Raw genomic sequence first — 21,264 nt, 5'->3', positions numbered from 1 at the left:
ACAGCGAGCTGCCCCGTCATGCCAGGGCTGAGACCCGTGGCCAGACGTCCCGCGCCGCCCTGCAGTAGCGTTCGATGAACGCTGCCTGCGACGGCATCGTCGCGACCGCCTGCTCCACTGGCTGGCGGATCCGCATCAACAGCGTGCGCAGGTCCGCGTCGCTGATGGCAGCGGCAAGCGGATGCGGAGGTCCCGGCTGGATCCCCTGCCCCATCAGCACGCTCGTCCAGGAGTCGACCCGGAACAGCTCGCCGGGGTCCTGCCAGGCATGCGCACGTTCGCGCCAGGCCCGCAGCCGGACCGCGAGCGATTCGGGCAGGTCCATGTCACGACAGGCCTTCCACATCGGCTCGTCGCGCTGGTTGGCGTGGTAGTGCAGGATGATGAAGTCGCGCACGTGCTCCATCTCCTGCCGGCTGACCTCGTTGTACAGGTCCACCAGCGCCGGGCTGATGCCGTCGGACGGGAACAGCTGGATCAGGCGCACCACCGCGCTGATGGTCAGGTGGATGCTGGTCGATTCCAGCGGCTCGATGAAGCCACTGGCAAGCCCCAGTGCCACCACGTTCTTGTTCCATGCCTTCAACCGGCGCCCGCTGCGGAACGGCACCAGCCAGGGGTCCCGCAGGGGCGGGCCGTCAACGTCGCGCAGCAGCTTGGCGTGCGCCTCGTCATCGGACATGTGGCGGCTGGAGAACACCAGCCCGCAGCCGACCCGGTGCTGAAGCGCGATATGCCACCGCCACCCGGCTTCGTGCGCGATGGCGCGGGTATACGGAACCGGCGGCGCGACCGATGCGGTCTGCACCGCAACGGCACGATCACTGGGCAACCATTCGTGCCAGTCCTCATAGCCGGTATGCAGGGTCTGCTCGGTCAACAGGCCGCGGAAGCCCGTGCAATCGATGAACAGGTCGCCCTCGATGACCTGCCCGTCTTCCAGCACCAGGCAGGCAATGGAGCCGTCGTGGGCATCTTGGCGGACCTCGCGGATCTTGCCTTCGACCCGTCGCAGCCCGTGGCCTTCGGCTTTGCGGCGCAGGAATTTCGCGTAGAGCCCGGCGTCGAAGTGATAGGCGTAGTTGACCTGGGGCTGGGTCTCCAGCGTAAACCGGTCATGCCACGAGGCCGCGCTTTCCAGGCAGAAATCGCCCAGGTCCGACGGCATGCCGCGGCGCAGGCTGTCCAGCCAGAAATGGTGGAACGGTGTGGCCCAGGTGCCCTGCCCGATCGTGCCGAACGGATGGATGAAACGTTCCCCGGGGCGACGCCAGTTCTCGAACGAGATCGAGAGCTTGAACGTGCCGGCGACGGCCTGCAGGAACTCCTGCTCATCGATCTGCAGAAAACGGTGAAACGTGCGGATGGGGGGCACGGTCGACTCGCCGACACCCACCGTGCCGATCTGCTCGGACTCCACCAGGGTGATGTCCAACTGATCACGGAACTGGTGCGCCAGCGCACAGCCGGCCAGCCAGCCGGCGGTGCCGCCACCGGCGATGACGACCTTGCGGATGCGCCCTTGCGTTGTGTTCGCCACGTTCAATGCGGTGCTCCCATCAGCGGTTGAGTCGAGCCAGCAGCTGGGCGCGCATGCGGCGCGCCTGCGGCTCGTCGAACGGTGCCAGGTCGCCCCGGGCGGCGTCGGGCAGGTGGTGTCCTGCACGCTCACCCGGGCCGAAGACGTAGTACTCGAAGATCGTTGCCCAGGCCTGCTTCTCGCGCGCCGGCAGGTCGCGCACGGCCCACATCGCGTGGTGGAGTGCCGGTAGCGGCGAGGACAGGAAGGCCGGCGAGCTGCGCCACCAGTAGTTCACCAGCACATTGAAAGGCGCGAGGCTGCGCACGTGGTGCCACCACAGGCTGGGAATGAAGATCGCATCGCCGGGTTCCAGCTCGGCGGTCTGTGCGCTTGCCAATGCATCACGGAATCGCGGGTGGACCGAGAAGTCCGGGCGGTCGAAATCCACCACGCTCACTACCTGTCCGCCCGGGGTGGGTTCCAGCGGCCCGGGATACAGGTTGTCGATCTGCTCCGGCGGAAACAGCGTGAACCGGCGCCGACCTACGGCGCAGCACGCCAGGTTGTCGGGCGTGTCGAAATGGCAGGAGGCGGTCACGCGGTTGCCGATCCAGATGCTTGCCGAAGCGTCGATGCCCTGCCCGGCCAGGCCGGCATCGTTGTGCTGCGCGAACCCGGGCAGTGCTCGATCGATCAGCAAGGACGCGACATAGTAGGTGGGCGGCCGCGGTGCCTCGAGGGTGGCTTCAATCTCGTCCAGCACCTGCGTCAACAATCCGCGCCGGACCTCGACGTTCAACCGGGTGAAATCCTTGTTATAGAACGGGCGCCCCTCGATTTCAGGCCCGCCGAAGGAGTACGGGACCGGCACACCTGCCTCGAAGCCGCGCAGATAGCCCAGTGCCGCCTGCGTGGAGCGTAACCCGGCCTGCACCAGCGCCCAGTCGCGCGCGATGCCGCGCAGTATCACCGGCTCGCCAGCGGCCACCAGTGCCTCCAGCGGAAGCGCGCCAGGCGCCAGGCCTTCCAGTGTCCGCATGGCAATGCCGTCCAGCACCGGTCAGTTCCTGCCCGCCGCAGCGGCGGCATCCTGCAGACGCAGACGTTTCTGTTTCTCTGCGATCAGGCGACGCATGTTGTGCAGCGACGCCAGCATCAGGTACGCCCCTTCCAGGTAGCCGGCGCGATTGAGTTCGGCCAGCGCCGGACCGTCCAGCTGGGCAAGCCGGTCACGGTCGATGGCGTGCAGGCCGTTGACACCGACCCGATGCTCCTGGGCAACCTGCACGTCGAGCGTGATCGGGTGAATGAGGCCTTTAGCATCCAGCTCGGCAAACATCGCCGCCCCGAAGGCGTGTCCCTCGTGGATACCGCGCAGCACGCCTGCGATGTGGTCCAGATAAGGTGTGTTTCCCCCCTGCGGCAGGAATACCGGCTCGCCCTGCATCGCCGTCACGCGCGGGTGATCCAGATCCACGTGCAGCACCGCTTCCTGGGTGAGCGTGCCATCGATCCGGTTTTCCTGGAAGCCGATCAGGAACGGCCCCTTGGCCGCCGCCCCGGGCAGGTAGGACGCATTCCAGCGGCCGTCCTGCAGGTAAAGATTCTCGTGCTGCTCAAACCCAAGCAGGACCACGGACTGCCACTCACCCGTGGCGGCGTCCCTGCGAAGGAAAATGGGGTATTCGCGCTGCAGTTCGGCGAACTCGCTCGGGTAGGCCGGCACCATGCCGACCGCATCGCCAAACGCGGACCCGAAATCGGTGGCCACGCGCAGATCGCGGTGGGCGATGTTGTTGAGCATTTCGTAACGCGGCATGGTGTTCTTCCAACCCCATCAGGACCCTTGAACGGGTGCCGCTGCCAGGGCAGCGGCACCCCCACACGTCAGAACCTGTAACGAACGCCGAGCATGTAACGCGGGCTCTGGTCAGCCAGCTTCACGATCATCTGCGAGGTGCGCGAGCGCCAACGGACGTCCTCACCGGTCAGGTTGATCGCCTCAAGACCGAACGACCAGTGATCATCCAGGGTGTAGTTCACACTGAGATCCCACTGTTCGTACGCTTCCACGTAGTACGGATTGCGACTGGTCCCCTGGTTGGCGAGGATCAGGTACTGGTCGCGCCAGTTCCACGCCAAACGCACCGACCAACCATATTTTTCGTACATTAGCACGGCGTTTGCGGTGTCACTGAGGCCGGTCAACGAGAACTGGTCGATGCCCGGGTCGCCCCCGTTGTTGTAGCCGACATCGCCATCCACCAGGGTGTAGTTGGCGAGGACGCCAAAGCCGGTATCGCCGAAGAAGTACTGACCCCCGAGCTCCCAACCGTGCAGTTTTGCCTGGTTCTGGTTGATGGGACGGTTGACGCTGAACTGGTAGAGCGGATCATCGCCCTCCCCGTACAGGTCATAGGCCGCTTCGGTGGCCAGGACCTGCGCGTCGGTACCGTTGTAGGCGCCCAGTCCGGCCGGATTGTTGCGCAGCAAGGCCAGCGCGGTGAACAGGGCCGTATCGTTGGCCGAGCAGGCCGCCGCATTGGCCGCGCCGACCTGGGTGATACAGGCGCCGCTGTTGAGGAACGCCAACGCGGCCTGCGCATCCGGGCCGGCGGTAGGATCCCTCAGCCCATACAGGTTCTCCTGCACGATGGTGTTGCCGATGAAGTTGTTGACGGACTTGTTCCAGTACGTCAACGACACGTAGCTCGCATCGGCGAAGTACCACTCCAGTGCCAGGTCGAGGTTGTCCGACTCCAGCGGCTTCAGCTGCGGGTTCTGTGCGGTGCCGCTGGCCCGCGAAGACGGATCGATCAGCACCGAGCCAAACGGTTGCTGTGCGGTCGGGCCTGCGTAGAGGTTGCCGATCGGCGCGCGCGCGATACTCTTGCCGAACGAGACGCGTGCCTTCAGATCGTCCATGAGGTCGATGCTGAAATCGAGGTTGGGCAGGATGTAGCTGTAGCTGTTCTTCTCGGTGAACGGCTGCTGCTCATCGGACAACACCACGCGGAAGTCGTTGTTGGACTGCCATTCGATGGCTTCCGGGATGGCGATGACCGACGTCGACACCACATCGGTGGTCTCATAGCGCACGCCCAGGCGGGTATTGGTGCGCAGGCCGCCCAGCTCGCCGTCCAGCTCGACCTGGAAATAGGCCGACTTGGTCTTCTCTTCCACCAGGTTGTCGGCGGCGCGCTGCGGGCTCACGCCAAGACTGGCGCCATAGTTGTCCGCGGCCCATTGCGCCAGGCGGCCCGCATCGCCGCGCCAGGCGGTGAAGCTGTTGGCATTGAAGTCGTTGAACAACCCGACGATGTTGACCGGCTGCAGCAGGTCCATCAGCCCGTTGGCCACATCCCCGTCAACGTTGGCCACGCCCCAGTCGCCCAGGGTGTTGTAATTCTCCGCGGCCTGGATCCGGTGGGTGGTCTGCTTGCTGGAGTCCACGCCAAACTGGAAGCGCCCCCGGTCGAAGCTCCATTCACCGTCGACGCGTCCCTGCTTGATCTCGCTGACCTGGGTCTGCGAATTGATGCGCAGCACCTGCGAACCAATTTCGCCCGGCACGAAGCCCGGGTTGACCACGCCGTTGGTCTTGGCGATGGCATCGGCCGTGCTCGGGTACCAGACCTGGGTACCCACGGGCAAGCCGTTGTTGAAGTTCATCTCCTGTACCCACGACCCACCGCAATGCGGCCCGGTAGTGCAGTTGTTGGTGCCGGCGATGCTGCTGAAGATGGAGCCGCCGCCGGTGAGCGGGTCGTTCGGTCGGCTCTCGTTCTTTGAATTGTGCGCGTCGAAGGTCAGCTTGAAGCGGTCGGTGACGTTCCACAGTGCATTGAAGCCGAGGGACCCCAGCTTGTACTTCTGCATGCTGCGCTGCTGCTCAAGCCCGAAATCCTTGGTGCCCGCGATTTCACGGATATAGACCGGCGTCGCAACCGCACCGCTGGTGTCGAACGTGACATCGGTGTAGTTGCTGTTCTGCAACCACATGCCCTGTTCGCCACGATTCTCGGTGATCTCGTTCGTCGAATAGGTGTAGTCCAGGGTCAGGGTCACCGCGTCGGTCGGCGCGAACTGCAGCACCGCCTGGCCATTGATGCGCTCACGCTCGAACTCGGAGAACGCATAGCGAAGGTCGTTCGGACGACCGTACAGCGCGCCCACCGCCGGTGCATTGACCACGGTCGGGTTGCCGGGCATCGTGCCGGTCCACGGCTGGATGTTCCAGTAGTTGTTGGTGGCCTGCACCGAGCCACCCTTGCGCTTCTGGTAGCTCGCACTCACGCCAACGCCGAAGGTCTTGTCCGGGTTGCTGTAACTGAAGATGCCGGACAGTTCAGGCGTCAGGTCGCTGTCGAATGGCTGGCTCTGGTCGGAGACGACCTTGGCACCGGCGCTGGCGACGGTGCCGTCATGATCGAACGGGCGTCCGGTCAGGATGTTGATGGTGGCGCCGATACCGCCGCTGGGGACATTGGCCTGGCTGGTCTTGTAGACCTCGATGCCATTGATGGATTCGGCGGCCAGCTGGGCGAAGTTGAAGGCACGGGTGCCCCCGTCGACGCCGCCGATGGCGACCTGCCCAGAGGCACCGAACGCATCTGCGCCCGGCATCTGCCGTCCGTTGAGCGTGACCATGTTGAACTGGGGGCCAAAGCCGCGTGCCGTGACCTGCGCGCCTTCACCATCACGACGTTCGATGGAGATGCCGGTGATGCGTTGCAGCGATTCGGCCAGGTTGGTGTCCGGAAACTTGCCGATATCCTCGGCACTGATGGCATCCACCACGCCGGCCGAGTCACGTTTGATGTCCATCGCCTGGCTGAGGCTGTTGCGGATGCCGGTGACCTGCACGGTATCCAGCTGTGTCGGGCTGGGCTGGGCCTGCGGCTGGGCGACGGGCGCGGGCGTTGGCGCGTCCTGTGCAAACACGGGATTGATGACCAGGACGCCACCGACAAACGTAAACATGGCCCTGGAGGTGAACTTCGCCAGCGTGCGGCTCATGAACGAGCCCCCCGGCATTGGGTACGACGGAACGTAGAAGCGCTCATGACTCTCCCCTCTGACATAACGATCGAATGGATGCACCGCCCCTCCTGGGGGCACGTACGGGCGATGCCCGTCTTCCACACCGAACATCGCAGCGCGCTGTGCGCGTGCTGCGACTTACACTCGCTTTCAGGCTTGCCAGAACAGCCGCGTGGTAAAGGGGGGGTACCCGTTGGCCCTTACCCCGGCCAAGTGGTAGCGCTACCATCACGTCACGGCCGCAGACTAATCATCCGGGGTCGCGCTTGTCATCATGCAGCGCAACAAAGGAGCGCGTGTCCTGAAAAACAGCCCGAAAGCCGTGCGTCGGAAAGCCAGCGCCATCACCATCGACGACGTCGCAGCGCACGCCGGCGTGTCCGCCATGACGGTGTCGCGCGTCATCAACGGCCATGCGGGGGTGCGTGACGGCAACCGGGAGCGTGTCATGCGCAGCGTGCTCGCACTGGATTACCGCCCCAACCTTGCGGCGAGCGCACTGGCCGCGGCGCAGCACACCTGCATCGCGTTGATCTACACCAATCCGAGCTCCAGCTACCTGCGCGAACTGCTGGTGGGCGCGCTGCGTGGCTCCACCCGGGCAGCGGCACAGCTGGTGATCGCCACCTGGGATGAACTGGGCAGCCAGCAACGTCGCGAGGCAGCACGGCAATTGTCCAACAGCGTGGCGGGCGTGATTCTTCCGCCGCCCCTGTGCGAATCACAGGACATCGTCGACACCTTCGTGACCGCCGGCATTCCCGTCGTCTCCATCGCATCCAGCCATTTCAGCGACCGGCTGTCGTGCGTGCGCATTGATGACCGCCAGGCAAGCCACGACATGGTGTCGCATCTGATCGCTTACGGGCATGCCCGCATCGGCTACATCACCGGCGATCCAAATCAGACCGCCAGCGCGCACCGCTGGCAAGGCTACCGGGATGCCTTGGCTGACGCCGGCATCGGCTACGACGACACGCTCGTCCAGCCGGGATATTTCACGTACCGCTCCGGGCTGGAGGCGGCCGAACGGTTGTTGACGCTGCCCCAGCCGCCCAGCGCGATCTTCGCCAGCAACGATGACATGGCGTCGGCCGTGGTTTCCGTCGCCCATCGCCGCGGGTTGGAGGTGCCAGGGGATCTTTCGGTGGTGGGCTTCGACGACACCTCCGCGGCAACGATGGTGTGGCCGGAACTGACGACCATCCATCAGCCGGTGGCCGCGATGGCGGACACGGCCATCGATATCCTGCTGCGCGCGATCCGGCATCCCGCGTCCTCGGCGCGCGCCACCGTGAACCATGTGCTGCCCTACCAGTTGATCACGCGGGCGTCTGTTTCGAGGCCTTTGCTGGCCCTTTAGCCGACGACTGCTTCACAAACGGCGGTCAAGAACCTGACCCGGCCAACCGTCTATGTTGAAGATCGACAACCGTTCGTAACCGCACGATTCGTAGAAACGCACCAGGTCGCCACTGCCCCCGGCATAGCAATCCACGCGCACGTAAGCGACACCCGCGGCACGTGCCTGCTCGTCGGCGAACGCCATCAGCCGGCGGCCGATACCGCGCACGCGCGGATCGCGCGAAGCAATCAGCACACGCACGTAGAGCTCTGGCTCGACCGCTGCCGGCACGTAAGGCATGGCGTCTCCCAACGCCAGGAACGCACGCACCTCGCCCTGTGCGGTCTCAGCTACCCACGCACCCGGCAGCGCGCAGGCGTCGGTCACCTGGGTGATACGGCGTGGAATCGATGACCACGCTTCGCTACCCCACTGCTGTGGGTTGCCGATGGCCACGAACCAGGCAATCACCTCGTCGAACAACCGCAGTACAGCGGGCGCATCGGCCACGCTGGCGCGGCGCATCGTCAGTGTTTGTTTTGCTGCATCAGTCACGCATACCTCTCCTGCCTGGTGGCGCTACGCCACAACCAGCAGCAGTGTGCCGCCATCGGTGGCAGACACCAAGCCTCTCGCGAGATCGATGTTGGCATCGCAGAGACGGGGCGTGTAACGCCAGGTGGCCTCAGCCGGCCGCTTCCAGCGCCGAGCGCGGCATGGCAAGCCGCGAGGCGCGCAGGGATCGCAGGTACTTTCCGATGAAGACGCCGGTGAACCCGCCCGACAACAACAGATAGGCGGCGCGGAAGCCGACATCGAGGTTGAGCGAAGGGGAGACGGAAAGCGCTACCTCGAAGCCGTACTTCACCACAAACGTGAGCAGCAGCAGCGGCAGCAGGGTGTAGTCCGCACTGCGCCACAACCTCCCCGTGGATATGTTGACGGTGAGCGTTGCCCGTCGCAGCAGCATCCACCCAAGGCCCATGCCCGCACCGATGCCGACCACCCATTCCCCCCACGCCTCCCAGGAACTGCCGAAACGGTGGCCGAGCGACCAGGCCCCCCAGGCGGTGAAGAGCGCCGGCACGATGGCCAGTTTCGTGAGCGAGGTTTCATCGGGTCTCATGGCAGCGATGCCGCGGCTGACCAGGAAGACCAGGAGCGCCCAGACCCACACAGGGGTGTTCGAGATGAGGTGCTGCAGCATGATCACGGGGAGTCCTTGATGTGGGCGGGTGCCGACGATGCACGCCGCGCGGGAATGGCTCCATTCTCGCTTTGCACCGACCCATCACAAGTGACAGGTGTCAGGCATCAGTAAGTACGACCATCATTTCCCTGGCGTCGAGCCATGGCGCGTGTAGAGGGTCAGGTCCGCTGCAACTCATAGTTGGCCACCATCCTGTCCAGAAGGTCCAGTTCGTTGGGAGGAACTGGCGAGGCGGTATCACACACAATCGACGAGGCCAGATAGTACTCGGTGTCATTGCGGAGGCGGCCACGCCGCAGGAGGGCCTTGTAGTGACGAGAGCGGCGCTGCCAGAGCTGACTCATCGTCGGTGCACCAGCCCCGGCTAGCGAGGCATCTGCTGCAGCGATCTGCTGTGGCGAGAAATCCCCGAAGTCCTCCAGGATGTCATTGACCGCTTGTTTCAGGCCTGGCAGGACACGTGAAACACCCAGCTGGCGCTCGTAGACCGCAAGCACATTGATTGGATTGTGCGGGTGCTCGAGCCCCAACACCCGTTGCGGCGTGAGATGTGTCTCCCAGTGAACGAAGAAGCGCTTCAGTTCGTCGTACTCACGCTGCTTTTCTGCAGATACCGACCTGACCATATGAGGTTCAACTCCGCCGCATCAGAATCATCTTCTCCTGCGACATGTCCCGCATCGTGTACGGAATCCCGCCCGTGCCATAGCCCGATTCGCGGCGGCCGGCGAAAGGCATCCAGTCCGTGCGGAACGCAGTCGGATCATTGATCATCACGGCCGAGGCATCCAGCCGGTTGGCGGCGCGCATGGCGATGTCGATATCCTGCGCGAACACGCTGGCCTGGAAGGCGGTGGGCAGGGCGTTGGCGCGCGCGATCGCCTCGTCGAGGTCGGTGTAGCGATAAACGGCCACCACCGGGCCGAAGACTTCCTGCGTGGTCACCCGCGCGTCGCTGGCCGGATCGAGCAGCACGGTGGGCTGCAGTGTGGTCTCGGAAAGTCGCTTGCCGCCGGTGGCAAGCTGCGCACCGCCGCTCACCGCTTCGTCAATCCACTCGGCCACGCGGTCGGCCTCGCGCGGCTGGATCAGCGGGCCCACCTCAGTGTCCTTCAGGGTCGGGTCGCCGGTACGCAGCCGTTCAACCCGGGCGACGAGGGCCTGGGTGAAGGCGTCTGCAATGTCGTTGTGGACGAAGATGCGCTGTGTGGACACGCACACCTGGCCGGCATGGTAGTAGCCGCCCTTGACGATCGGCTCGATGATCCTGGCCAGGTCAGCACTGCGGTCGACGAGGGCGGGCGCAACCCCGCCGTGCTCCAGCGCCGAACGTGCGCCGTGTGCCAGCTTGGCGTGCAGCGACCACCCTACCCTCGCCGAACCGATGAAGCTCAGAAAGGCAATGCGCCTGTCGGTGGCCAGCGCCTCGGCCAGGTCGTTGCCTTCGGGGAGGAAACTCTGGCACCACGGTTCGGGCAGCCCGGCCTCATGCACCATCGCCACGAATTCCAGGCAGGACAGTGGCGTTGCCGAGGCCGGCTTGATGATGACCGGGCAACCCACGGCGATGGCCGGCGCGACCTGATGGACGATCAGGTTGAGCGGGTGATTGAACGCCGAGATGGCCGCCACGATGCCGATGGGCTCCCGGGTCGTGAACGCCCAGCGGCCTTCGGACGCTGCGGAAAGACCCATCGGGATTTCGCGGCCGGCAAAGTTGCGCAGCTCGTCGGCCGCATTGTGGACGCCATCGATCGCACGTGTCGTCTCGATGATCGCATCCGGGAGCGGTTTGCCGCCCTCGCGTGCAATCTGCAGGGCGAGGTGGTCGCGTTTGGCATCCATCAGGGCGGCAAGCTTGCGCAGAATGGCGATACGCTGGTGCGGGGCGAGCCAGCCGTCGCGGTTCTTGAAAACCCGCTCGGCGGCACTGAGCTTGCGCTCCAGCGCGGCGGCGGTATCCAGTCCGATCTCAGCGATAGGGGCGCAGTCAAAAGCCTGTACGACGGTCAACATCTTGAGCTCCTTGCGGAAGGGTCAGCGAGGGCGATCACGCGCAGCCCACGTCCGGCGTGCGGTTGCGCAGCTCGTCCACCAGCACGCGGGTGTTCTCGGCATAGTCGATCGGCACATCCAGCACGTGGACACCGCCGCCTGCGAAGGCGGCTTCGATCATGGGCACCAGGTCGCCTACTGCGGTCACCCGGCTCCCCTTGGCGCCGTAGGCCTCGGCATACTTCACGAAATCCGGATTGCCAAAGCGCATCCCGAAATCCTCGAAGCCATCCACCGCCTGTTTCCAGCGGATCATGCCGTAGGCGCTGTCGTTGAGGATCACCACCACCAGGTTGAGTCCGAGGCGCACGGCGGTTTCCATCTCCTGCGAGTTCATCATGAAGCCGCCGTCACCGCATACGGCCAGGACGCGCCGCTTCGGGTACAGCATCGCGGCCATCATGGCGGACGGCAGGCCGGCCCCCATCGTGGCCAGCGCATTGTCGACCAGCAACGTGTTGGCGACATGCGTGCGGTAGTTGCGCGCGAACCAGATCTTGTACATACCGTTGTCAAGGCAGACGATGCCGTCGTCCGGCATGGACTGGCGCACGTCATGTACCAGCCGTTGCGGCGTGACCGGGAAGCGGTCCTCCTCGGCACGGTCGTTGAGACGGGCCAGGATCTTCTGGCGCAGCTCGATCATGCCTTCGTCAGTCGCCAAGCGGCCTTCCAGCCGCCCGGCCAGGGCATCCACCGAAGCCCCGATGTCGCCCAGCACCTCGATATCGGGGTGATACACCTGCTCCACCGTGGCGGACTGGAAGCTGATATGGACGACCTTGGGGCCGCCGCCGCTCTTCATCAGGAAGGGCGGCTTTTCGACCGTGTCATGGCCAATGGCGATGATCAGATCAGCACGGGCAACGGCTTCGTGGACATAGTCGCCCTCGGAGAGCGCGGCCGTTCCCATGTACAGGTTGAAACCGCCGGTGACGGCGCCCTTGCCCATCTGCGTGTTGAAAAACGGCAGGCGGGTCCGCGTGACGAACGCGGAAAGCGCCTCGGCGAGCCACGGGCGGCTTCCCGCCGCACCGATCATCACCAGCGGCCGTTTGGCGGCCAGGATGGCCGCTTCTGCGCGGTCGAGCGCGGCAGGCGGTGCGATCGGACGCTCCAGCGGATGAACCGGGATGACGGGGATATCCTCCACCTCCTCGCCGGCGACATCCTCCGGGAGCTCCAGATGCACCGGCCCTGGGCGCTCTTCCATGGCCACGCGGAAGGCATCGCGCACCGTGGCCGGAATCGCGGCCGGGCTGACGATCTGACGCGTCATTTTCGTGAGCGGCTTCATCGAGGCCACGATATCCACGATCTGGAACCGTGCCTGCTTGGCGCTCATCACCGGCTTCTGCCCCGTGATCAGAATCATCGGCCACGCGCCGAGGTGGGCATAGGCCGCGCCGGTGGAGAAATTCAGCGCGCCCGGGCCGAGCGTGGCCAGGCATACACCTGGCCTGCCGGTGAGCCGGCCGTGGGTGGCGGCCATGAACGCGGCCGCCTGCTCGTGGCGTGTGAGCACCAGCTCGATGTGCGAGGTCCGGAGCGACTCAAGGAAGTCCAGATTCTCCTCGCCCGGGACACCAAAGATGCGGTCGACGCCTTCGTTCTCCAGCGCCTTGACCAGTAGATCCGAGCCCTTCTGCATAGCTTCGATCCTTACGGTGAAGTCAGGATCACTATACCCGGGCCGATGTCAGCGCTGCGTCGGATGTCTGCGGGAGGCTGTGCGCCGCGGGTGCCGGTAGTTTTACTGACCTCACCCCGCACGTATTGCGGTTGAGCACGTGGAGCGCTGTGGCCAGACTCGAGTCACACCCGGTGCCCGCCATGCGTGGCGACGTCGTGCATGTAGATCAACACAGCACATCATGGATAAAACGTGGAGACTTCCCGATCTGGTCGCCGAGCAGCCTCCGGCGTGACGTGTGCGGGTACGTTCGTGTCACCGCAATCGATCCGCGGCAGCCTGCTCGTGGTCGGGCTGGCTGCGTCGGCGCCCTGGTGCGCATTGGCGCAGAGCGTGGACGCGGCCAGCTGTATCACGGTACCGGCAAGCGTACCCGCCCAGCAGGTCCGCGCGAACGGCACGGTCCTGACGGTCGCAAGCGGCACCTACGCGCCGACCACCGTCGGTGCACCGGCCTTCTATGCCGCCAATGCCGGCGTGATCAACGCTACCGGCGCGGTGGCGTTGATCACCAGTGCCGCCAACACGTCCACGGTCTGCTCGACCAACGCGGGCGCGGTCAACTTCCTGGCGGCCGGCTCCACCGTCAGCCGGCTGGGCGCCGGGGGGCCTGCTGCCCGCCTGGAGGCAGGCACCACGCTGACCTCCAACGGCACGCGTTTCTACACGTCCCTGGCCAACAGTGAAGGCATCCAGGTCGCAGGCGGCCGCTTCACCGGCAGCGGCGATGTCATTGCCACCGGGGTATTGCTGGGGACGCAACCCGGCAATCCCGCCACCTACGGTCTGCCGGTGGACGCCAGCGGCAATCTCGTCACCGATCCCGATGCCTACGTGGGCAAGGCCGCAACGGCGGCCCACGGCATCAGTGCCATTGACGGCACCGTCCGGTTGAATGTGGACAGCGCCGGCGTTCCCACAGGTGGCACCACATCGATCCATATCCTCGGCACCGGCGCCGGTGCAACCAATGGCAGTCACGGGTTGCTCGGCGCCAGCGGCGCGCAGTTCGACGTGCATGCGGTGAACATCCTCACCCGCGGCAACAACAACAGTGGTGGACGCTTTGCCACCGGTTCGCGCCTCCAGGCATCCCAGCTTTCCATCGATACCACCGGCACCGGCGCGACCGGCCTGGTGTTCGCTGATGCGCAAGGCACCTTGTCCGGGCTGACCATCAACGCCACCGGCATCACCGCGCACGGGCTGTCGGCCACCGGCACCTCCCAGGTGCAGGTTGATGGGCTGGACATCCGCGTGGCCGGGCAGAATGCGCACGGCGTGCTGGCCGGGAGCGGCAGCACGGTCACACTGGCAGGAGCGCCGGGTGTCGTCATCGCTGCAGGACAGACCGGCAATGCGCTGCGCGCCGAAGGCGGTGGCAGCGCGCTTACGGCAAACGGGCTGCGCCTCTCAACGCTGCTCAACGGTGCCATCGCTGGCCATGCGCTGACATCAGGCACGCTCACGCTGAGCGGCAGTGCGATCTACACCTCCGGCATTGCCGGCGGCAACGCGGCGGTTGGCCTGCAGGCCGCCAGCGGCGGTACCGTGGTCAGCCAAGGCAATGCCCTGCTGACCGGCGTACAGCTCGGCACGGATCCTGCCGCCGCCAGCTATGGCCTGCCGGTGGATGCCGGCGGCAATGCCACCACGGATCCTGCCGCGTATGTGGCCACCGGCACCACCGGGGCGAACGGCGCGCAGGTGTCCTCCACGGGTGGCACGCTGCGGCTGGACGTGGCGGCCGATGGCTCAGCGTTGGGCACCACGACCCGTATCGAGACCTACGGCAACAACAGCACCGGCGTGCTGGTAGCCCAGGCGGCTTCCGCGACCTCGCGGCTGCAGGCAGCAGACACGGTGATCACCACGCACGGGATGAACGCCAACGCCGTGCTGGTCCAGGGCGCCGTCGGCGGGGTCGGACCACAGGCGGCGTTGCTGCGCCTGGACACGCGCACCACCGATCTCAATGCCAACGGCGTGTATGGCCAGGCTGGCGCGCAGGTCAGCGTCACCGACAGTATCCTGACCACCTCGGGAAGCGGGGGCGGTATCCGTGCCGATGGCGCGGCAACCCGCATCACCGCGCGCAATCTCTACATCGGCGGCGGTGGCGCGGGTGGCATCGGGCTGAACGCCACCGGCGGCACCATCGACAGCGCTGGAACGACCATCATCAACTCAGGCCGCCCCGGGATGACGCTCAACGCCAGCGGTGGCACCGCGGGCACGCTGATCTCCAGTGGCGACACGATCCGTACCGGCGTCCTGCTGGGAACCGACCTGGCGCTGCCGACCTTTGGCAGGCCGATCGATGCAGGCGGCAACCCGGTGACCGACCCCGCTGCCTTCATGGCGTCCGGCATCTCCGGGCACGGGGTGTATGTGGGCACGGCCGGGGGGCGGGTCTGGATGAACGTCACTCCGGTGACGGGGCAGGCCGACGGCGCACGCAGCAGTATCACTACGCTGGGCAACGCCAGCGAAGGCTTCAACATCCAGGGCGTGGATGCGATCGCGACCCTGGCCAATGTGAGTGTCTCCACGCGCGGCACCGATTCCATCGGTGCACGCGCGGCGGGGGCTGGGCAGATCCGTACGAGCGGCATGACCGTCACCACCAGCGGGTTGCATGGCTACGGGCTGGCCGCGTATGCCGACAGCCTGCTGACTGCGACGGCAAGCAGCATCGCCACCACAGGCGTGCAGGCGCACGGGCTGATTGCCTGGGCCGACAACGGGCACCTGCTGCTGGGCGGCGGCAGCCATGTCACTACCCGCGGTGCGCTGGCCCACGCAGCGGTGGCATGGAACGGCGGTCGGGTGGACGTGGCGGATACCACGCTGGCCACGACCGGTCCCGGCGCGGCGGCGTTGCTGGTCCGTGGCGACCCCGCCCCAGCCTCGGCGTTCGTTACGCAGTCCACGCTATCCGCTGCGGACGGCCCCGGCGTGGGCGCCATCGGTGCGGCGCAGATCGACCTGACCGGCACCACGGTGCAAGGCCGCGACCTGTGGCTCAAGGTCGGTGCCATTGCCGATTTCGACGGGCTCGACGCCGCTGTCCCGCTCCTTCCCCCGGACCTTCCGCCCGATGATCCGCCAGTGCCCCTGCCGATGGCCTTACCGGCGCCGCAGGGTGTGTTGCCGGCCGCCGACACCCCGACCCTTGCCAGCATCACCGCGACCGGCAGCGTGCTCACCGGCGCCGCGACCACCCTGCCCGGCAGCCTCTCCAATGTGGCGCTGCATGACACGCTGTGGAACCTGACCGGCAGCTCCACGCTCACCACGCTGCTCAATGATCGCAGCCGGATCGCGTTCGCGGTGCCTGGCGGAGATCCCGTCCAAGTGGCCAGCTACAGAACCCTGACCGTGTCGCGCTACAGCGGTAATGGCACGCTCGCGCTGAACACCTGGCTGGGCGACGATGCCTCGCCCTCGGACCAGCTGGTCGTGGTGGATGGCAGCAGCAGTGGCCCGGGCGTGCTGGAGATACACAACACCGGCGGACGTGGCGACCGGACGCTGGCCGATGGCATCCGCGTGGTGCAGGCAAGCAACGCCACCAGCACGCCCGACAACTTCGCGCTGGCGGCACCGGTGGTGGCGGGTCCGTACGAGTACTTCCTGTTCCGCGGTGGCGCGGCCACGGTCTCCGGCGCGGATGTGGAGAACAGCTGGTACCTGCGCTCGGTGATCGACTGCGCCAGCCCGGGTGCGCCGGTACCGCCCTGCCCCGCCCCTCCTCTCCCGCCGCCACCGGATCCTGCTCCGCCGGATCCCGTGCCCCCTGAACCGCCCAGCCCCTCGCCGCCCCCGGCCTATCGCCAGGAGGTGTCGCTGATCGCGGCCGTACCGGCGATGGCCCAGGTGTACGGCCGCACCCTGATCGATACCCTGCACGAACGGGTCGGCGATGAGCAGCTGCTGCATCAGCGCGGCGACCTGGATACCGAACGTAGCGGATTCAATGGCGCCTGGATGCGCTATCTCGGCCACGACGGCGAACATGATGGTGGCCGGCGCGGCATCTATGGCGATCGCGGGCCCGACTTCGACTACCGTTTCGATGCGTTGCAGATCGGTACCGACCTCTACCGGCGCGTGGATGCCGATGACCTGCGCCGCCGTCACGCCGGTGTCTACCTCGCGTATGGCAAAGGCAAGGGCGAGGTGCGGCACAACCTCCTGGATTACCGCTTCCATGCTGGCACTGACCGGTTCAAGGCCGGCTCGGTCGGCGGCTACTGGACAGCGTTCTCCGCCAAAGGCGCCTATATCGACGCCGTGGCCCAGTACACCTGGTATGACATGCGCCTGCAGTCCCCGCGCACGTCCGACAGTTTTGTCGATGCCGATGGGCTGGCGCTGTCGCTGGAAGGCGGCTGGCCGTTCATCCTCAACGAGGGCGACGGGTCCTCCGGCGAGGACGGGCGTTGGCGTCTGGAGCCGCAGGCGCAGGTGATCTGGCAGCAGATCGACGTCGACGACCTCGATGATCACACCGCGCAGGTGCACTTCAGCGACGGTGACTCGCTGGTCGGGCGCATCGGCGCGCGATTGAATCGCACCGGCCAGCACGAGACCGCGCAGGGTGAGGCCCGCAGCAGCAATGCCTGGCTGCGCGCCAACGTGTGGCACGAGTTACGCGGCACGCCCCGCGCCGCGTTCGCCACCAACAGCGGCTACGTGCCGTTCGCCGTGGATATGGGCGGCTCATGGGGCGAAGTGGGCATCGGCGGAACCTGGCAGGTCACCCAGACCGGCTACCTGTTTGCCGATCTCGATTACAGCTGGAGCTTCAATGGCGACGAGAACGCGTGGAACGGCAAGCTGGGCATGCGGTGGAACTGGTAGACGCTGTGATTCCAGGGGATGGTGACAGCCGATAGTGCCTGTGAAATCATGCGCGGTTGTCCGCCCGGCGAGCTTGCATGTTTCAACGATTCTTCAGGAAGAGCCGCACGACTGTGGCAGCGACCGCTGCGCTCGACGTCCGTAGTCAACGCCCTTCAGCGGGCGAGATCCGGGTTGAAGGCGCGACCGAGACGCTGTTCCTGTCTCCCTTGCCGGTGTACACCGGGCAGGTGCAATCCTCCCGTCGCCATTTTTCGGACATCAATGATGTGTTCCTGGACCTGGGAGGGAGCAACTGGGGAACCGTAGAGGGCGGCAAAATGCTTGCCGGCGGAATCGTCGGCCTGTTCGTGCTCGCGTTCATCGTGCCCGCGCTCATCATGCTCTACCTGGTGCTCGCCTACCCGGAGAACTTCCCGACGCCATGGGCGGATTTGAAGATGTTCATTCAAGTGTTTTCTGCCGGCGCGCTTCTCGGCATCCTCCCCTTGGGGGCATTCGCCTACGGGATGTTCTCGGATGAGTTCAAACGCGCAAAGCCCTATCCGGTGCGCTTCAACCGTCAGCGTCGCGAGGTGTGCTACATCGACCGCGAGAGCGGCCGTGCCCTGATCGTGCCCTGGGAGAGCATCGTTGCCTGGGTGTCCAATTCACAAGGCATCACCCCGTATGGCACAACGCGCCAGTACACCTTCGGCATGGGCCTGGAGGATAAAGAGCGCGACACCGTGCAGTTTGTCCTGCTGCCACAACCCAGTGATTCGCACTCACTGGGCCTGTGGGCGTCGATCCGGAACTACATGGAGGACGGGCAGTTGTTCAATGCACCCAACCCATGGTTCCAGGCATTGGGGTTGGTCCCGACCAAGGATCGACTGAAGCCGTATGAGGGCATGCACACCTTTGAGATCGAGCGTGAGGATGCTCGCGCGATGGGTTCGCTCGACGATGGCGGTGATGATCTGACGCTGGAACAACGGGAGAAGTATGGCTACGACAAACGCTCCTACTGGCCGCTCCGTCGCTGGTACGCGTGGCGTGTCCTTACCTTCTGGAAGCTGCCCTACCTGCTCGCCGAATGGGTCCATCGCCGCGGCCGTCCTTCGCTGCCGGCCGTGGTGGAAGCCTGGTCCCAGGCATTGCCGGAAGCGCAATGGGCCACCCCCAGCGGGGCGCTTGTGAACGCCAGCAAGCGCGTGAGAACGGCCATGGATAAACAAGGCGCGACGTTCGTCGATGCCTGCAAGGCAGCCGGCTTCGAGTGAGGTGACTGCTCCAGAGCATCTCGAGGGTATTGAACGGCAGCGGACGTGATCCACCACTTCAAACAGGCGATCCGTGCCTGCGGCGAGCAAGGCGATACAACACGGTGCCAGCCAGTACCGCGGCCACGGCCCCTGTCAGCGGTACCGATGCCAGCGTTGCATAGCTGATCGTAAGGCTGCCCATGGCGCCCCCGAGCGCGGTGCCCAGGTTGAAGGAGGCGATGTTCAACCCGGCCGCGACCGGGCTGTAGGCGGGAATCAAGCGCTGCGCCTGCTTGAGCAGACGCAGCGTCAGCAGCGTCACGATGCAGAAGAAACAGATGCCCAGCGTGCCGATCAGCAGCATCATCATGGCCGGCATGCTGGCGAACACGTAGAGCCCGAGCAGATTCAACGCCAACGCGCACAGTGCCAACTGAAGGCTGCGGTCCCCGTCCATCGCGTCGCCCAGCGCTCCCCCGAGCAGGTTGCCTGCGATCGCACAGACGCCGAACAACAGCATGCCCAGGCTCAGCCACTGCACGTCCACACCAGTGACCTGCTGCAGATACGGCGAGACGAAGGTGAAGAACGAAAACGTCGCGACGCTCACCAGCGCGCCGATGCCGGCCGTCGTCAGGAGCTGGGGATGGATGATGGCCTGGATGCCCTTCCATGCGCCGCCGCGGGACGGGGCCGAACCGGCAGCTCCCCTCGGCATGCACAGCGCCAGACCCAGCATGCCGACCACGCTGAGGACGCCGATGGACAGGAAGACTACGCGCCACGACCAGAGACTGCCCAGGTACGTGCCGATCGGAACGCCGAACGCCAGCGCGAGGGTCAACCCGATCCACACGACCGACAGCGCCCGGCCGGATCGCTGCGGGTCCACGAGCCGGGTCGCCGCGTCGGAGGCGACCGCCATGAAGACGCCGTGGCCGAGGCCGACCACGAAGCGGATGGCCAGCAGTGTGACCAGATTGGGCGAGGCGCTCATCAGCAGGCTGCCCAGTCCGAGCAACGCCGTGGCCAGCAGCAGGATCTGCCGGTCCCGCCAGTGCGCGACCAGCGCGGTGATGAACGGTGCGCCGATGGCCGCGCCCAGTGCATAGGCGGCAATGGCCGTACCGACGAGGGATATCCGCGCCCCGAGGTCATCGGCAATGGTGGTCAACAATCCCGCGACCACAAACTCGGAGAGCCCGAACGCGAACGCGCACAGGGAAAACACATAAATGGCAGCAGGCATCGCAGGTCCTATCCAGCAGAGCTGCGGAAGCCTAGTGCCTGGCCATTTGCGGGTGAAGGACGGTTTACATACTGCAGCAAGACGCCGCGCGTCTTGTCACCTCAGGGCAGAGAACGGTTCTGCAGAATCGCCTGTATCAACCGGTCGCGGATCGCTGAGGTCCGGGTCTCGTTCCACGCCATGAACAGCTCCAGCCGTGACACGTCCTCCGCCGCTTCCACCTGGAGCGGACGGAACACAACGTCCTCGCGCGTTTCCGTCGCCAGCGAAGCGGGCAGCAGCGCGATACCGAACCCCGCAGCCACCAAGGCAATCAAGGTCTGCATCTGCCGGCCGTGCTGCACGATGTCGGGCACGAACCCGGCTGTCTGGCACAGGCCGATCAGCTGGTCATGAAATCCTTTGCCGAGTGTCCGGGGCGAGGCGACGAATGCTTCGTCCCTGAGCAATGCCAGGTCGATGCCCGCCTTCGCCGCCAGCGGATGACCGGCCGGCAGCGCGACGCAGATCCGTTCGCTCAGCAGCCTTTCCATGCGCAGGTGCGGCGTCGTGGTGCCCGGTGTCCGCATGAAGCCGATATCCGCCTCTCCCTGCTCCAGGGCGTTGACCTGCTCCTGGGTGCTGGCCTCCCGCATCGTGAAGGCGATGCCCGGGTTGAGCTCGCGAAAGTGGCGCAACGCCTGCAGCAACGAGGCATAGGGGGCGATGTTGATGAAGGTCAGGGTCAGGTGGCCCTCCATGCCCTGGGCCACGCGGCGCGTCTGGGCGACGCCCTCCTCCAGCGACTGCACGGTACGGCGCGCGGTCTCAAGGAAGGCTGCCCCCGCCGGTGTCAACGCGACGCTGCGAGGGGTGCGCTCGAACAACGGGGCTCCGACGGCGCCCTCCAGCTTGCGGATGGCCTGGCTCAGCGGCGGCTGCGCCATGTGCAGCCGCTCGGCGGCGCGATTGAAGTGCAGCTCCTCGGCCACGGCAATGAACTGTTGGAGCAGACGGGTCTCTATCACTGAAACACCAGACCTCTGGAATGCCGG

Annotated in this window: 14 protein-coding genes; 3 read left to right on the top strand and 11 right to left on the bottom strand. The window is 65.7% G+C overall.

Annotated elements, in window-relative coordinates; genetic code table 11:
* Window positions 1-16: 16 nt before the first annotated feature.
* From ABE483_RS01930 to ABE483_RS01915, 4 genes are all read right to left on the bottom strand, one after another.
* Window positions 17-1,546, bottom strand: a complete 1,530-nt coding sequence (locus ABE483_RS01930; protein WP_313218406.1) for a tryptophan halogenase family protein — start codon at window positions 1,544-1,546, stop codon at window positions 17-19.
* Between the two features lie 13 nt (window positions 1,547-1,559).
* Window positions 1,560-2,579, bottom strand: a complete 1,020-nt coding sequence (locus ABE483_RS01925; protein WP_346480981.1) for a cupin-like domain-containing protein — start codon at window positions 2,577-2,579, stop codon at window positions 1,560-1,562.
* Window positions 2,580-2,582: 3 nt separating this feature from the next.
* Window positions 2,583-3,341: a SapC family protein gene (locus tag ABE483_RS01920; RefSeq protein WP_313209774.1), complete on the bottom strand. Its 759-nt coding sequence runs from the start codon at window positions 3,339-3,341 to the stop codon at window positions 2,583-2,585.
* Between the two features lie 68 nt (window positions 3,342-3,409).
* On the bottom strand, window positions 3,410-6,541 hold the full coding sequence (locus ABE483_RS01915) for a TonB-dependent receptor (protein ID WP_346480980.1): 3,132 nt from the start codon (window positions 6,539-6,541) through the stop codon (window positions 3,410-3,412).
* A gap of 298 nt (window positions 6,542-6,839) precedes the next feature.
* Between ABE483_RS01915 and ABE483_RS01910 the strand changes: the two genes are divergently transcribed.
* Window positions 6,840-7,928 carry a LacI family DNA-binding transcriptional regulator gene (locus ABE483_RS01910; protein WP_346462373.1) on the top strand — a complete coding sequence of 363 codons (1,089 nt, stop codon included), beginning with the start codon at window positions 6,840-6,842 and terminating at the stop codon, window positions 7,926-7,928.
* A 12-nt stretch (window positions 7,929-7,940) separates the two neighbouring features.
* On the opposite strand, the gene ABE483_RS01905 is transcribed toward ABE483_RS01910, so the two are convergent.
* The 5 genes from ABE483_RS01905 to ABE483_RS01885 all read right to left on the bottom strand — a co-directional run bounded on the left by ABE483_RS01905 (window position 7,941) and on the right by ABE483_RS01885 (window position 12,826).
* Window positions 7,941-8,465 (bottom strand): GNAT family N-acetyltransferase, encoded by a 525-nt coding sequence (locus tag ABE483_RS01905; protein WP_346480979.1) that lies wholly within the window; start codon window positions 8,463-8,465, stop codon window positions 7,941-7,943.
* A gap of 130 nt (window positions 8,466-8,595) precedes the next feature.
* On the bottom strand, window positions 8,596-9,123 hold the full coding sequence (locus ABE483_RS01900) for a DUF6622 family protein (protein WP_346480978.1): 528 nt from the start codon (window positions 9,121-9,123) through the stop codon (window positions 8,596-8,598).
* A 155-nt stretch (window positions 9,124-9,278) separates the two neighbouring features.
* Window positions 9,279-9,746, bottom strand: a complete 468-nt coding sequence (locus tag ABE483_RS01895; protein WP_313209785.1) for a hypothetical protein — start codon at window positions 9,744-9,746, stop codon at window positions 9,279-9,281.
* A gap of 7 nt (window positions 9,747-9,753) precedes the next feature.
* Window positions 9,754-11,136 carry an aldehyde dehydrogenase family protein gene (locus tag ABE483_RS01890; RefSeq protein WP_346480977.1) on the bottom strand — a complete coding sequence of 461 codons (1,383 nt, stop codon included), beginning with the start codon at window positions 11,134-11,136 and terminating at the stop codon, window positions 9,754-9,756.
* Between the two features lie 34 nt (window positions 11,137-11,170).
* A complete protein-coding gene (locus tag ABE483_RS01885; protein ID WP_346480976.1) occupies window positions 11,171-12,826 on the bottom strand; it encodes an acetolactate synthase large subunit in 1,656 nt (551 codons plus the stop codon).
* 294 nt (window positions 12,827-13,120) lie between these two features.
* On the opposite strand from ABE483_RS01885, the gene ABE483_RS01880 reads away from it, so the two are divergent.
* Window positions 13,121-17,734, top strand: a complete 4,614-nt coding sequence (locus tag ABE483_RS01880) for an autotransporter outer membrane beta-barrel domain-containing protein (protein WP_346480975.1) — start codon at window positions 13,121-13,123, stop codon at window positions 17,732-17,734.
* Between the two features lie 77 nt (window positions 17,735-17,811).
* A complete protein-coding gene (locus ABE483_RS01875) occupies window positions 17,812-18,999 on the top strand; it encodes a hypothetical protein (protein WP_346480974.1) in 1,188 nt (395 codons plus the stop codon).
* 58 nt (window positions 19,000-19,057) lie between these two features.
* Here ABE483_RS01875 and ABE483_RS01870 read toward each other — a convergent pair whose 3' ends face one another.
* Entirely contained in the window at window positions 19,058-20,230 is a 1,173-nt protein-coding gene (locus tag ABE483_RS01870; RefSeq protein ID WP_313209798.1) for an MFS transporter, read from the bottom strand.
* 101 nt (window positions 20,231-20,331) lie between these two features.
* Window positions 20,332-21,237: a LysR substrate-binding domain-containing protein gene (locus tag ABE483_RS01865; protein ID WP_346480973.1), complete on the bottom strand. Its 906-nt coding sequence runs from the start codon at window positions 21,235-21,237 to the stop codon at window positions 20,332-20,334.
* Window positions 21,238-21,264 lie beyond the last annotated feature (27 nt).

The organism is Stenotrophomonas sp. TWI602, from assembly GCF_039674045.1.
Taxonomy (GTDB): Bacteria; Pseudomonadota; Gammaproteobacteria; order Xanthomonadales; family Xanthomonadaceae; genus Stenotrophomonas.
Note: the sequence above shows the minus strand (reverse complement) of the source record. Positions and strands in the feature narration are given on the sequence as shown.